The 14,164-nt window shown below is 64.0% G+C and carries 13 protein-coding genes; 7 read left to right on the top strand and 6 right to left on the bottom strand.

Annotated elements, in window-relative coordinates; genetic code table 11:
- Positions 1 to 15 precede the first annotated feature (15 nt).
- Together AC3RCP_RS20335 and AC3RCP_RS20330 are read right to left on the bottom strand one after the other, a co-directional pair.
- Positions 16 to 1,437 carry a cytochrome ubiquinol oxidase subunit I gene (locus tag AC3RCP_RS20335; protein ID WP_492570982.1) on the bottom strand — a complete coding sequence of 474 codons (1,422 nt, stop codon included), beginning with the start codon at positions 1,435 to 1,437 and terminating at the stop codon, positions 16 to 18.
- A 128-nt stretch (positions 1,438 to 1,565) separates the two neighbouring features.
- A complete protein-coding gene (locus AC3RCP_RS20330; protein WP_007929318.1) occupies positions 1,566 to 3,890 on the bottom strand; it encodes an FdhF/YdeP family oxidoreductase in 2,325 nt (774 codons plus the stop codon).
- A 447-nt stretch (positions 3,891 to 4,337) separates the two neighbouring features.
- On the opposite strand from AC3RCP_RS20330, the gene moaA reads away from it, so the two are divergent.
- From moaA to moaE, 5 genes are all read left to right on the top strand, one after another.
- Positions 4,338 to 5,336, top strand: coding sequence for a GTP 3',8-cyclase MoaA (moaA, locus tag AC3RCP_RS20325; protein ID WP_007929319.1), 999 nt, complete (start codon positions 4,338 to 4,340; stop codon positions 5,334 to 5,336).
- A 39-nt stretch (positions 5,337 to 5,375) separates the two neighbouring features.
- Positions 5,376 to 6,275, top strand: coding sequence for a bestrophin family protein (locus tag AC3RCP_RS20320; RefSeq protein WP_101338449.1), 900 nt, complete (start codon positions 5,376 to 5,378; stop codon positions 6,273 to 6,275).
- Between the two features lie 92 nt (positions 6,276 to 6,367).
- Positions 6,368 to 6,844, top strand: a complete 477-nt coding sequence (gene moaC, locus AC3RCP_RS20315; RefSeq protein WP_178081111.1) for a cyclic pyranopterin monophosphate synthase MoaC — start codon at positions 6,368 to 6,370, stop codon at positions 6,842 to 6,844.
- Complete coding sequence (locus tag AC3RCP_RS20310; protein ID WP_009044519.1) at positions 6,841 to 7,092, top strand: MoaD/ThiS family protein; 252 nt, start codon at positions 6,841 to 6,843, stop codon at positions 7,090 to 7,092. The genes moaC and AC3RCP_RS20310 overlap by 4 nt, the downstream gene beginning before the upstream one ends.
- A gap of 3 nt (positions 7,093 to 7,095) precedes the next feature.
- Positions 7,096 to 7,542: a molybdopterin synthase catalytic subunit MoaE gene (gene moaE / locus AC3RCP_RS20305; RefSeq protein ID WP_101338447.1), complete on the top strand. Its 447-nt coding sequence runs from the start codon at positions 7,096 to 7,098 to the stop codon at positions 7,540 to 7,542.
- Positions 7,543 to 7,572: 30 nt separating this feature from the next.
- Here moaE and AC3RCP_RS20300 read toward each other — a convergent pair whose 3' ends face one another.
- Entirely contained in the window at positions 7,573 to 8,475 is a 903-nt protein-coding gene (locus AC3RCP_RS20300; protein WP_101338446.1) for a LysR family transcriptional regulator, read from the bottom strand.
- Positions 8,476 to 8,626: 151 nt separating this feature from the next.
- Entirely contained in the window at positions 8,627 to 9,217 is a 591-nt protein-coding gene (mobA, locus tag AC3RCP_RS20295) for a molybdenum cofactor guanylyltransferase MobA (RefSeq protein WP_101338445.1), read from the bottom strand.
- A 251-nt stretch (positions 9,218 to 9,468) separates the two neighbouring features.
- On the opposite strand from mobA, the gene moaB reads away from it, so the two are divergent.
- Together moaB and AC3RCP_RS20285 are read left to right on the top strand one after the other, a co-directional pair.
- On the top strand, positions 9,469 to 10,008 hold the full coding sequence (gene moaB, locus AC3RCP_RS20290; protein WP_101338444.1) for a molybdenum cofactor biosynthesis protein B: 540 nt from the start codon (positions 9,469 to 9,471) through the stop codon (positions 10,006 to 10,008).
- Positions 10,005 to 11,210 (top strand): molybdopterin molybdotransferase MoeA, encoded by a 1,206-nt coding sequence (locus AC3RCP_RS20285; protein WP_101338443.1) that lies wholly within the window; start codon positions 10,005 to 10,007, stop codon positions 11,208 to 11,210. The genes moaB and AC3RCP_RS20285 overlap by 4 nt, the downstream gene beginning before the upstream one ends.
- A gap of 31 nt (positions 11,211 to 11,241) precedes the next feature.
- Here the strand turns inward: AC3RCP_RS20285 and AC3RCP_RS20280 are convergent, their stop codons facing one another.
- Positions 11,242 to 12,282, bottom strand: coding sequence for an FUSC family protein (locus AC3RCP_RS20280; protein WP_492570983.1), 1,041 nt, complete (start codon positions 12,280 to 12,282; stop codon positions 11,242 to 11,244).
- Positions 12,283 to 12,327: 45 nt separating this feature from the next.
- On the bottom strand, positions 12,328 to 13,953 hold the full coding sequence (locus tag AC3RCP_RS20275; protein WP_492570984.1) for an NADP-dependent glyceraldehyde-3-phosphate dehydrogenase: 1,626 nt from the start codon (positions 13,951 to 13,953) through the stop codon (positions 12,328 to 12,330).
- Between the last annotated feature and the right edge of the window lie 211 nt (positions 13,954 to 14,164).

The raw sequence follows: 14,164 nt of genomic DNA, 5'->3' as shown, positions 1-14,164 counted from the left end.
GGGCAAGCTCCTTGTTCAGTTGGCGGGGTTGCCGGACGCGAAGGTCTCGGTGACCGCGGACAGCGGCCGGCACGGCGTGCGGTCCTGGCCGGGGCCGCCTTGTGGCGGATGATCGTGATGCGGCTGCGGGCCTTTGCGGACCAGCTTCATCATGTAGGCGATGCCGACGGTGAACACCGAGAAGTAGATCAGCACGAACAGCGCGAGCGAGATGCTCAACTGGCTGACCGAGTGGTTCGACGCCGCATCGGCGGTGCGCTGCAAGCCGTACACCACCCACGGCTGGCGGCCGACCTCGGTGGTGATCCAGCCGGCCAGCATGGCGATCAGGCCGGTCGGGCCCATGAACAGCACCAGGCGCAGGAACAGCCGGTTGCGGTACAGCGCGCCGTTGCGGCGCAAGGCCAGGCCGAGCAGGCCGGTGAGGATCATCAGCATGCCCAGCCCGGCCATGATCCGGAAGCTGAAGAAGATGATGGTCGCGTTCGGCCGGTCCTCTTTCGGGAAGCTCTTGAGCGCCGGGATCTGCTTGTCCAGGCTGTGGGTCAGGATCAGGCTGCCCAGGTAAGGCACTTCGAGCGCATAACCGGTCTTCTCGGCGTCCATGTCGGGGATGCCGAACAGCACCAGCGGCGTCGGTTCATTGCCGATGTTTTCCCAGTGGCCTTCGATGGCGGCGATTTTCGCCGGCTGATGTTCCAGGGTGTTCAGGCCGTGGGCATCGCCGACCACCGCCTGGATCGGCGCGACGATCAAGGCCATCCACATTGCCATCGACAGCATCTTGCGCACTTGTGGCGTGTCGTTCTTGCGCAGCAGGTGCCAGGCCGCGGACGAGCCGACAAAAAACGCCGTGGCGACGAACGCGGCAATCGCCATGTGCGCCAGGCGGAACGGGAACGACGGATTGAACACGATGGCCAGCCAGTCCATCGGCACGATCCGCCCATCGACGATGGAGAAGCCCTGTGGCGTTTGCATCCAGCTGTTGGAGGCGAGGATCCAGAAGGTCGAGATCAGCGTGCCGATCGCCACCATGACCGTGGAGAAGAAGTGCAGCCCACGGCCGACCCGGTTCCAGCCGAACAGCATCACCCCGAGGAAACCGGCCTCGAGGAAAAACGCGGTCAGCACTTCATAGGTCAGCAGGGGCCCGGTAATGCTCCCGGCGAAGTCCGAGAAGCGGCTCCAGTTGGTGCCGAACTCATAGGCCATGACCAGCCCGGAGACCACCCCCATGCCGAAGTTGACGGCAAAGATTTTCGACCAGAAGTGATACAGGTCCTTGTAGACCGAGTTATTGCTTTTCAGCCAGAGGCCTTCGAGCACTGCCAGGAAGCTGGCCAGCCCGATGGTGATGGCGGGAAAGATGATGTGGAACGAGACCGTGAACGCGAATTGAATTCGCGCCAGGTCGAGCGCTTCCAGGTTTGGCATGACGATACCCTCAGAGTGGCTCGATACCTGTGCACAGCCCGGCCGACCGCGGTGAACCTCGCGGCTCGCGGTCAACGGCAGTGCAGGTTTCGAAAGGGCCGGGGCGACGCTCGCCGCCCCGGGCAGGTTCAATCGACGGAGGACTGGATCAGGTTGCTGACCGGCGCCGGTTCAAGGCGAATCGCGATGAACTTCGAGGTCGGGGTGAAGGTGCGGTCGCCGTAGCTTTCCAGTGGCACCAGAGGGTTGGTTTCCGGGTAGTAGGCGGCGGCCTGGCCGGCGGGAATGTCGTAGGCGATCAGGGTGAAGCCGCTCACCCGGCGCTCGCGACCGTCGCCCCACAGCGAGATCATGTCGACCTTCTGCCCCGGCTCGTAGCCCAGCTTGCGAATGTCCTGCTCGTTGACGAAGACCACGTCGCGCATGCCGTAGACCCCGCGATAACGATCGTCCAGGCCATACAGGGTGGTGTTGTACTGGTCGTGGGAACGCATGGTCTGCAGGATCAGCTCCGGCTTCACGCCCAGGTCGCGCACGCCCTGGCTCACCAGGTGTTCCGGCAATACGCCGGGGGTGAACTGGGCCTTGCCGGTGGCGGTTTTCCAGATGCGCTGGGCGGCGTCGTTACCCAGGTGGAAACCACCGGGGTGCAGCAGCTTCTGGTTGAAGTCCTTGAAGCCGGGAATGGTGTCGGCGATCAGGTTGCGGATGCGGCTGTAGTCCTCGATCACCCAGAGCCAGTCGATGGGGTGGCTGCCGAGGGTGGCGTTGGCGATCCCGGCGATGATCGCCGGTTCCGAACGCATCAGCGGCGACTTGGGTTTCAGCTGGCCGTGGGAAATGTGCACCATGCTGAAGGTGTCTTCCACGGTGACGCCTTGCGGGCCCTGGGCTTGCAGGTCGATATCGGTGCGCCCCAGGCATGGCAGGATCAGCGCCTCGCGGCCGGTGACCAGGTGGCTGCGGTTGAGCTTGGTGGCGATGTGCACGGTCAGCTCGCAGTTGCGCAGCGCGGCATGGGTGCGCGGGCTGTCGGGGGTGGCCTGGGCGAAGTTGCCCCCCAGGCCGATGAACACCTTGGCCCGACCTTCTTCCATGGCGGCGATCGCCATCACCGTGTTGTGCCCGTGCTTGCGCGGCGCCTTGAAGGCAAAACGCGCTTCCAGGGCATCGAGCAACTCGGTGGGGGCCAGTTCGTTGATGCCCATGGTGCGGTCGCCCTGCACGTTACTGTGGCCGCGCACCGGCGACAGCCCGGCGCCCGGACGGCCGATATTGCCGCGCAGCAGTTGCACGTTGACCACTTCCTGCACGGTCAGCACCGAGTGGGTGTGCTGGGTCACGCCCATGGCCCAGCACATGATCACCCGCTTGGCCTTGCGGTACATGCGCGCGGCCAGCTCGATGTCCTCCAGGGACAGCCCGGACTGTTCGAGGATGTGCTCCCAACTGGTGGCGTCGACTTCGGCCAGGTAGGCGTCCAGGCCCGAGGTGTGCTCGGCGATGAAGGCGCGGTCGAATACCGCCTCGCCGTTGTTGGCCAGGGCTTCGCGTTCCCACTGCCAGAGGAACTTGGCGATGCCGCGCATGGCTGCCATGTCGCCGCCCAGGGCCGGGCGGAAGTAGGCGGAGGAGGTGGGCTCGGAGCCGTTGGTGAGCATCTCCAGCGGATGCTGCGGGTGCTGGAAGCGTTCCAGGCCACGCTCTTTCAGCGGGTTGAAACAGATCACCTGGGCACCGCGTTTCACCGCTTCACGCAGCGGTTCGAGCATCCGCGGATGGTTGGTGCCGGGGTTCTGGCCGATGACAAAAATCGCGTCGGCTTCCCCCAGGTCCTCGAAGGTCACCGTGCCCTTGCCCACGCCGACGCTGTCGTCCATGCCCAGGCCGCTGGCCTCGTGGCACATGTTCGAGCAGTCGGGGAAGTTGTTGGTGCCGTAGGCGCGCACGAACAGCTGGTAGAGGTAGGCGGCCTCGTTGCTGGCCCGGCCCGAGGTGTAGAACTCGGCCTGGTCGGGCGACTCCAGCCCGTTCAGGTGCCTGGCGATCAGGGCGAAGGCGTCGTCCCAGCTGGTTTCGACGTAGCGATCCAGGCTGGCGTCGTAACGCATCGGGTGGGTCAGGCGACCCTGGTATTCGAGCCAGTAGTCGCTTTGCGCCGCCAGTGCCGACACCGTGTATTTGTTGAAGAAGGCCGGGTTGACCAGGCGCCCGGTGGCTTCCCAGTTGACCGCCTTGGCGCCGTTCTCGCAGAACTTGACCATGCCGTTTTCCGGCGACTCGCCCCAGGCACAGCCCGGGCAGTCGAAGCCGCCGTTCTGGTTGGTCTTGAGCATGGTGCGAATATTCTTGAAAGCGTTTTCGCTGCCCAGCCAGTTCCTGGTCACGGCAATCAATGCGCCCCAACCGGCCGCCGCCCCCTTGTACGGTTTATAGCGTTCAACTTCGCTCATGATACTTCTCCAGGACATTGCACGTAGGCTGCGCCTAATGCCGAGTCATTGTTAATGACTGTTTTCTTGTGTGCATGAATAACCAACTTTAAGTAGCCGTTAATTACAGGCTGCACAGGTTTATGCACTTCGCGGATATTGCTTCAGGACTGCGGGGTCAAGCCTAAGCCGCTTATAAAGTGCCTGTCTAATCGCAAATAATGACCGGATGATCGAAATGCTCTATCAAGGAAAAAATCGATAATAATCAATTAAATAACTACTTAATGTGGTTCGGAATTGGATGATTTTTCTTCTGATAAATCCCATCGATCAACCGGTTGTTAATAGCAATTAGACGGTGATTTGAAATGTCCTTAGTCTTGCCTCAAACAAGGCCCTCTATAACGGTGGCCTTCCAATAACGGCACTCGGGTCGATACACCTGAAGTGCTGACGGAGGCGGTAATGTCAGATCGAATCCTGCAGGATGGTTTTTCCAGGCGAGTCGACTATCTGCGAATGTCGGTGACCGATCGCTGCGATTTTCGCTGTGTGTATTGCATGGCCGAAGACATGCAGTTCCTGCCGCGGCAACGGATCCTGACCCTGGAGGAGCTCTATCAGCTGGCGCAAAGTTTCGTCGCCCTGGGCACCCGGAAAATCCGCCTGACCGGGGGCGAACCCTTGATCCGCCCGGGCGTCGTCGAGCTGTGTCGGCGCATCGCCGCGCTGCCGGGGCTGCGCGAGCTGTGCATGACCACCAATGGCTCGCAGCTGGGCAAGCTGGCGGCACCCTTGTTCGAGGCCGGGCTCAAGCGCCTGAACATCAGCATCGACAGCCTCGATGCCAGGCGCTTTCGCGAGCTGACCCGCACCGGCGACCTGGCCCAGGTGATTGCCGGCATCGATGCGGCGAACGCCGCCGGTTTCCAGCACACCAAGCTCAACTGCGTGGTGATGAAAGGGCGCAACGATCACGAGATCAACGACCTGGTGGGCTTTGCCATCGACCGTGGGCTGGACATCTCCTTTATCGAAGAGATGCCCCTGGGGGTGATCAGCGAACACAGCCGCGCCGATGCGTTCTTTTCCAGCGCCCAGGTGCGCGAGCGCATCGCCGAGCGCTACACCCTGATCGACTCCACCGAATCGACCCAGGGGCCGTCGCGTTACTGGCGCCTGGCCGAGGCACCGGAGATTCGCCTGGGGTTCATCTCGCCCCACAGCCACAACTTCTGCGCCACCTGCAACCGGGTGCGGCTGACCGTCGAGGGCCGGCTCCTGCTGTGCCTGGGCAACGAGCATTCGGTCGATTTGAAGCAGGTGCTGCGCAGCCATCCGGGCGAGCCGCAGCGCCTGGAGCGGGCAATCATCGAGGCGATGAAAATCAAGCCGTACCGCCACAACTTCGCACTCAATGACGAGGTGCAAGTGGTGCGGTTCATGAACATGACCGGCGGCTAGCCCGCGCGGTTTTCCCCTCTGCAAAAAGGCTGTCTTGCGATGATCGTCAGATCCAAACCCAACCTGATCAATGTGCTGATCTCCCTCAAGGGCTCGATTGCCAAGCGCATCGCCCTGCGCAGCCTGCTGGTGACCCTGCTGGCCTCGGCCATCGTGTTTATCGAGACCCTGTACCCGACCTATTTCTCCAGGGTCAATGCCACGCCGTTCACCCTGCTGGGCCTGTCGCTGTCGATCTTCATGAGCTTTCGCAACAACGCCTGCTACGACCGCTGGTATGAAGCGCGCAAGGCCCTGGGCACGCTGGTGACTGAGGTGCGTTCGATGATCCGCGAAACCCAGGCGATCAAGGACCCGCGGCAGCGCGGCAGGATCCTGCGCGACCTCTGCGGCTTCGCTCATGCGCTCAACGCCAGGCTGCGCCAGGAAGACGAGCTGAGCGCGGCGGGCACCTGGCTGAGCCAGTTGCCGCCGGCCCAGGCGCCCAACGTGCCGGACAGCATCCTGCGCCATGTCGGGCAACAGTGTTCGACCCTGGCCGAATCCGGGGCGATCAGCGAATGGCGCTACACGCTGATGGCCAATCACCTGAGCAGCCTGACCAACGCCCAGACAGTCTGCGAGCGGATCAAGGGCACGCCATTGCCTTTTCCCTACACGCTGTTGCTGCACCGCACCAGCTACATGTTCTGCATCCTGCTGCCCTTTGCCATGGCCGAGCCCCTGGGCTGGCTGACGCCGATCTTCACGGCCATCGTCAGTTACACGTTTTTCGGCCTGGACGCCATTGGCGACGAGCTGGAAGACCCTTTCGGCCGGGACGAGAACGACCTGCCGACCAATGCCCTGGTGCGCACCATCGAGCGTGAAGTGCTCGATGCCCTGGGGGCCACCCAGTTGCCGCCGGTGCTGCAACCGGTGGACTTCGTGCTGAGCTGACCGGCGCCCATGCATTCGCCCCGGTTCCCCCGGGCCACATCACTCAACCCAGCCAACAGGCTGCGAGGATAACCATGAACCACGATTCCACGATCCTGACTCACCTGGACGCCGAAGGCCGGGCCAACATGGTCGATGTCAGCGACAAGCCGCCCACCGACCGCGAAGCCCAGGCCCAGGCCTGGGTACGCATGCAGCCCGCCACCTTGCAACTGATCCAGCGCAACGGCCACCCCAAGGGCGACGTGTTCGCGGTGGCGCGCATTGCGGGCATCATGGCGGCGAAGAAAACCCATGAACTCATCCCGCTGTGCCACCCGTTGCTGCTCAGCTCGATTCACCTCGATCTGAAGGCGGTCGAGCCCGACAGCGTCAGGATTGTCGCCACCTGCCGGCTCAACGGCCGCACCGGTGTCGAGCTCGAAGCCCTCACCGCGGCCAGCGTCGCCGCGCTGACCATCTACGACATGTGCAAGGCGGTCGATCGCGGAATGGTCATCGACAGCATCCAGCTGCTGAAGAAACAGGGCGGGCGATCGGGCAGCTTTGACGCGGGAGTCACAGCATGATCCTGGTCAACTACTTTGCCCGTTATCGCGAGCAACTCGGTATCGGCGGCGAGAAGATCGCGCTGGATGATTCGTTGCGCAGCGTCGGCGACGTGAGGACGTTGCTGATGGCCAGGGGCGAGGCCTGGCAGGCGGTGCTCGGCGAAACCAGCCTGATGTGCGCGCTGAACCAGGACCTGTGCAACCTCGACGCGCCCATCGAGGACTTCGACGAGATCGCGTTTTTTCCGCAAGTCACCGGGGGCTGAGCCATGACCGTGCACGTCCAGGCCGAGGCCTTCGACCTCGATCGACTGCACCGCGAGGTGCACGGCGAGGACCCCGGCGTTGGCGCGCTGGTGACTTTCGTCGGCTATGTGCGTGACCTGAACCTGGGGGAACAGGTCGGCAGCCTGTTCCTCGAACATTACCCGGGCATGACCGAGCGTTCGTTGCAGCGCATCGTCGATGAGGCCAATGAGCGCTGGCCATTGCAACGGGTCAGGGTCGTGCATCGAGTGGGGGCGTTGCAGGTGGCTGAGCCGATCGTGTTTGTCGGCGTCGCCAGCGCCCATCGGCAGGCGGCCTTCGAAGCCTGCGCCTTCCTGATGGATTACCTGAAAACCCGCGCGCCGTTCTGGAAGCGCGAACAGACCTCGTCCGGCGAGCGTTGGGTGCAGGGCAGGGAGAGCGACCAACTGGCCGCCAGTCGCTGGTAGGGTGGGGATGCGCCCTGCGGCGCAGCACCTTCAGTCGGCCGTGGGCGCTTGCCCGGCAAACAGTTTCCTGGCTTCGGCAAAGCACTTTTCGGCAATGGCCGAGCGCGGTTCGGTCTTGCGCATCACCAGGCCCAGGGGCGCCAGCACACTGGCATCCGGCAGGTTGATGAAGGCCAGGTTCTCGATCGGGTTTTCCAGGGTGCTGGACAGCGGCATGATCGAGCAGCAGAAGCCTTCGTGAATCGCCTGGAACAGCTGATAGGTCGAATCGCTTTCGAGGATTGGCTGCAGGTCGAGGCCGCGGCTGCGGAAACTCAGGTCGATGGATTTGCGGTAGTGCATGCCATTGCTGATCATCCCCAGGGGCAGCTCGGCGGCTTCTTCCCAGCTCATTTCGCTGCCTTCGAAATGGAAGTGGCGGGTGTCGTACAGCAGGCCGACGCGGGTTTCGCCGATCTCGAAAAACTCGAAATAGTTCGGGTTCACGTGGTCCAGGTAACACACGCCCAGGTCCAGCTGGTTGTTGCCCAGGCCTTCGATGATCTGGTCCGAGCTCATGGACGACAGGGCGAACTTGAGCTCCGGGAAACTCCTGGAAAGGCCCTGGACGTAGCCGATCGGGTTGAAGCTGCTCAGCGGCACCAGGCCCAGGCGCAGGCTACCGACCAGTTGGCCACGGCACGCGGCGGCCTCGGCGAACAGCCCGTCATGGGCGGCGAGCAGGGTCCGCGCCCAGGCCAGCACCCGTTCGCCGGCCTCGGTGAAACCTTCGAAGCGCTGGCCGCGCTTGACCAGCACCAGGTCCAGTTCGTCCTCCAGGTTGCGCAAGCGCATGGACAGGGTCGGCTGGGTAATGTGGCAGCGCGCCGCGGCCTGGCCGAAGTGTCGGGTCTGGTCCAGGGCGATAAGGAACTTGAGTTGTTTGATGTCCACGATGGCACCTGTTGAAGAAGAGGGTTGATGTCAGGGGTAAGTCCAGGATGCACGAAGCGCCGGGAAATCCCGATCCGACTTTTGGAGGAAAAGACTGTGCGTCCGTTCGGTGACACGCGGAGCTGTTAAAAAAGCCGTTAAAAAAATGCCGTTAAAAAAGTAGCTCAGGGGTATTGAAGTTGCTCAGGCGCGGGTCGTCCTCGGCGCAGACCAGGGCCTGCGGCCGGTGCTTCGACAAGGCGCGCTGCAGGCTGCGTTCGCCGGCGTCCCAGTCGTGTTGCAGGCTTGCCAGCAAGGCCGTGGGGATCAGGCTGAACATGGGTTGCCAGTGGCCGGCCTGTTGCACCATCAGCACCGAGTCCGGGGCAGGGCGCGCCGCCAGCATGGCGCCGATCAGCGCGCCGTCGATTTTCGGCGCGTCGCAGGCGAACACCAGCAGCCACGGATGACGCGCCACTGCCAGGCCGGCGAGCACACCCGCCAGGGGCCCCGGGAAATCCCTCTGCGAGTCTTCGACCAGTTGGTCGGCATAGGCCCGATACTGCTCGGCGTTGCGGTTGCAGGAGATGATCAGGTCGTCGGTGAAAGGTCGGACCGCCGCCTGCACATGGGCGATCAGCGGCTTGCCCTGCCAGGGCAGCAGGCCCTTGTCCCGGCCACCCATGCGCGCGCCACGGCCGCCGGCCAGCAGCAGCACCGAGCAGGGGATGGGCGAAGGGGCGGCGGGGCAGGTCGGGGTCATTGTTCGAGGCACGCTGGTTGGGGGCTCAGACGATCTCATTGTCGCCCCTTCGAGTCCAATCGGAAGTATCGAATGAGCGATCAAAAGGCTCTATCGGCCGCGGATTTCACCGGCGTGGGCCGGCACGTCAGGGGGAAAGAGTCCTTGATAGATATGCTCGATAAAGTGGTCGGCCAGAGTGATTAGACACCGACGGTTTCAGCGCTTTAGCCTCTGGCCATGGTTTTTATGACTGCCCGCCGGAGAAAGACATGAGTGTGAAATCGGATGCATTGTTTGTCCCCCTGAATATTGCCGTGCTGACCGTCAGCGATACCCGCGAATACGCCACCGACACCTCCGGTCAATTGCTCGTCAGCCGCCTGCTGGAAGCTGGCCACACCCTGAGCGAACGCAACCTGCTCAAGGATGACCTGTACAAGATCCGCGCCCAGGTCGCCCTGTGGATCGCCGATGAGGCTATCCAGGTGGTGCTGATTACCGGCGGCACCGGGTTCACCGGGCGCGACAGCACGCCCGAGGCGGTGAACTGTTTGCTGGACAAGCGGATCGACGGTTTCGGCGAGCTGTTCCGGGCGATCTCCATCCTCGATATCGGCACCTCCACCGTGCAGAGCCGGGCCCTGGCCGGGCTGTCCAACGGCACCCTGGTGTGCTGCCTGCCGGGCTCCACGGGCGCCTGCCGGACCGCCTGGGAAGGCATCCTCGCCGAACAACTGGACGCCCGCCACCGGCCGTGCAATTTCGTGCCGCACCTCAAGCAGGTGCAAGCCTGCGGGACCCGCGGATGAGCGCCTCAGCGCTGATGCCGGTGGAGGAGGCCATCGCCCGCTTGCTGGCCATGGCCGAGGCGCAACGTTTGCAGGACAGCGAGCCGGTGGCGCTGGGCGAGGCGCGGCAACGGGTGCTGGCCAGCGACCTGGTGGCGACCCTCGACCTGCCGCCCTGGCCGAATAGCGCCATGGACGGTTATGCCTTGAACCTCGATGCCTGGGACGGCCAGCCGCTGGCGGTGTCGCAACGCATTTTCGCCGGCCAGGCCCCCGAGCCGTTGCGGCCGGGCACCTGCGCGCGAATCTTCACCGGCGCGCCGCTGCCCGAGGGCGCCAACAGCATCGAGATGCAAGAGAACGTCGAGCTGCTTGACGACGGTCGCGTGCGCTTCAAGCAGCCGCTCAAGGCCGGCCAGAATATTCGCCCGCAAGGCCAGGAGAACCGCGCCGGACAAGTGCTGCTGCGCACCGGCAAACGCCTGGGGCCTTTCGAACTGGCTATCGCCGCGGCCCAGGGCTGCACCCATCTGCCGCTGGTGCGGCGGCCACGGGTGGCGTTGCTGTCGACGGGCGATGAACTGGCCGAGCCGGGCACCGCCTTGCGCCCCGGCTGCATCTACAACAGCAATCGCACCCTGCTCAGCCACTGGTTGAATGTCCTGGGCTGCGAGGTGGTCGATGCCGGAATTCTCCCCGACCAGCCGCAGCAGACTCGGCTGCGCCTGGAACAATTGCAGTGCGCCGCGGACCTGATCCTGACCACCGGCGGCGTGTCCGCCGGCGACGCCGATTGCCTCGGCCAGGTACTGCGCGAGTGCGCCACCCCGGTGTTCTGGAAGCTTGCGATAAAACCCGGCAAGCCGCTGACCGTGGGGCGCTTCGGTAGCGTGCCGGTGATCGGCCTGCCCGGCAACCCGACCTCGGCCCTGGTGACCTTTGGCCTGCTGGCCCGGCCGTATCTGTTGCGCATCCAGGGCGTCGAAGAGGTCATGCCCTTGAGCTTCCCGGTCAGCGTCGGTTTCGACTGGCCGAAAGCGGGAGGCCGCCGCGAATACCTGCGGGCCAGGCTGGAGGAGGGCCGTGCGGTGCTCTATCCGAACCAGAGTTCCGGTGTGTTGCTGGGCGCTTCGTGGGCCGATGGGCTGGTGGAAATCCTCGAGGGCAGCACCTTGCGGGCCGGCGAGCCGGCGCGCTTCATTCCGTTCAGCGAGTTGTTCTAGCCGGCGCGGTCTGGCGGCAGGCGTGGCGCACTCAGATCTTCCACTGCTCCGAGCTTTTCGCCAGGCGCTGGCGCATCTCGTCGAGGGTGGCCACCAGTTGCCGGGTCAGCAGGCGGTAGCCGTCCAGCGCGCTGTAGACCGAGGTGTCGAGGGGCGAGGAGGCCGGGCCATCCAGGGGCCGCCCCAGGCGTCTGGTGGCGCCGGATTGCAGGGCGCGGGCCATGCCCACCAGCTGTATGCGCACCTGCCGGTGCTCATGTTTCATGAGCTGTTGCAACTGTTCGCGGGCCTGTGGGTCGCTGAGGTCCGGCCGGGTATTGCCGAGGATTTCCAGGGTGCTGAAGCACATGCGCAGGTTGCGCTGGATGGCATCCAGTTCGGTCATGGAGATCCGCACTTCCTTGGACACCGAGGGCATCAGCGAGCGCAGTTGCAGCAAGGTGCTGTTGAGGCGCCCGAGCAACTTCAGGTGTTCGTCGTCGGTCACCGACTGACCGCCGATGATGCGTCCGTAAAGGGTGGCGCAGTCGCGCAAGGCGCTGGCCAGGTTGTAGCGCCAGGAGTAGACCGCATACAGCGGAATGGCGAAGGAAAACGCCAGGGCCAGGGCGATACCGATGAGGATATCCACGGTGCGCCACAGGCCATCGCTGACGTGGTTGTCGCCGTGGCCGGCGACGATGAACACGGTGATCGCCGCCAGCAGCGCGGTGTAGCCGCCCTTGCCGATGGCGTGATAGGAGAAATACCCGCACACCACCGACATCCCCAGGTAGGTCAGCCAGGACAGGCCCAGGTAAGCCTGCTGTACCACCAGCACCAGGCCGACGCCCGCGCCGATCAGGGTACCGATGGCCCGTTCCGCGGCCTTCTTGCCAATGTTGCCGTGGTGCTGCAAGCCGCCGATCACCACCAGCATGGTCACCGACGCCCATTCGCCGTGGGGCAGATTGAGGCCGGTGGTCAGCGCGATGGTGGCCAGCAACCCCAGGGCCACGCGCACCGCATGGATCAGCTTGGCGTAGCGGTAGCGCCGATACGGGTCCAGTACCGGGAGCAGGAAGCGGCGCAACAGCGGTGGCAGGCGGAAGGTCTGGCCCAGGGGAGTTCTCCGTTTCTAGAAAATGTAATCGGTGGTCAGGAAGCTCGACTCGCGGTTACGGATGATGTCGCTGATCAGCTCCTTGTTGCTCTCCTGGAACTTGGTGGCCACCAGGGTGCGGATCGAGAAGGTGCGCAACGCATCATGGACCGACAGCGTACCTTCGGCGGAGTTCTTGCGCCCGTTGAACGGGTAGGTGTCCGGGCCGCGCTGGCACTGGGCGTTGAGGTTGATCCGCCCGACCTGGTTGGCGAAGGTGTCCACCAGATGCCCGACTTGTGCCGGCTCGGTGCCGAAGATACTCAGCTGCTGGCCGAAGTCCGATTCCAGGACGTAGTCGATCACCGTTTCCAGATCGCGATACGGCACGATCGGCACCACCGGCCCGAACTGTTCTTCCTGGTACACGCGCATCTGGCTGTTCACCGGGTACAGCACCGCCGGGTAGAAGAACGACGCCCGCGCCTCGCCTCCGCCGGGGTTGACCACCTTGGCGCCCTTGTCGATGGCGTCGGCCACCAGGGCGTGCAGGTAATCGACCTTGCCCGACTCCGGCAGCGGCGTCAGCGCCACCCCTGGTTCCCACGGCATGCCGGGCTTGAGGCTGAGCAGCTTGGCGTTGAATTTCTCGATAAAGGCATCGACCACGCTTTCATGGACGAAGAGGATCTTCAGCGCGGTGCAGCGTTGGCCGTTGAACGACAGCGAGCCGGTGACCGCCTCGTTGACCGCGTTATCCAGGTCGACTTGCGGCAGCACGATGCCGGGGTTTTTCGCGTCCAGGCCCAGGGCGGCGCGCAGGCGGTGCGGCTTGGGGTGCAGTTTCTTCAGGTCGCTGGCGGCCTTGTTGGTGCCGATGAAGGCGAAGATATCGATCTTGCCGCTGGCCATCAGCGCGCTGACGGTTTCCCGGCCGCTGCCGTAGATCACATTGATTACCCCGGCCGGGAAGCTGTCGCGGAAGGCTTCCAGCAGCGGGCGGATCAGCAGCACGCCGAACTTGGCCGGCTTGAACACCACGGTGTTGCCCATGATCAGCGCCGGGATCAGGGTGGTGAAGGTTTCGTTCAGCGGGTAGTTGTACGGCCCCATGCACAGGGCCACGCCCAGGGGCACGCGGCGGATCTGGCCGAGGGTGTCCTGCTCCAGCTCGAAGCGGCTGGAACGGCGGTCGAGTTCCTTGAGGGCGTTGATGGTGTCGACGATGTAGTCGCAGGTGCGGTCGAACTCTTTTTCCGAGTCCTTGAGGTTCTTGCCGATTTCCCACATCAGCAGCTTGACCACCGCCGAGCGCTGTTCGCGCATGCGCCCGAGGAAGGCTTCGACGTGCTGGATGCGTTCGGCCACGCGCATGGTCGGCCACGCGCCCTGGCCACGGTCGTAGGCGCGCACGGCGGCGTCGAGGGCGGTCAGCGCGGTGTCGGCGTCGAGCAGCGGGGTGCTGCCGAGAATCACTTGTTCGTCGCCATGGGCGGTGGCCAGGTACACCGGGCTGCGCACCAGGGCCAGGGGCCCGTTCCAGGTCTGCAACTGACCGTCGATCAGGTACTCACGTTGCTCGACCTGGCTGTCCAGGCGGTACTGCTCGGGGATGTCGGCGGCGACGGGAAACAGCGTGTTCAACAGAGGGGCTGTGGTCATGACTCTATTCCGTAATGGCAATGGGCAATGCACCGGCGGGCTGGAGAGTGCGCCGGCGCTGACGGGCGAGACGGGTCTTCAAGGTTTGTTTCTACGGGTATACGCCTTGATGTCTCGGGTCTTTAGCAAAAAGCTGGGCCAAAATGGCGGAAAGTCGTGCAGCAGAGGTGTGATGGTGTGGTTCTTTGGGCCAAGAGTAGCCGCTTTTTCC

It is taken from the genome of Pseudomonas sp. GW822-FHT05A08, assembly GCF_058800485.1.
Note: the sequence above shows the minus strand (reverse complement) of the source record. Positions and strands in the feature narration are given on the sequence as shown.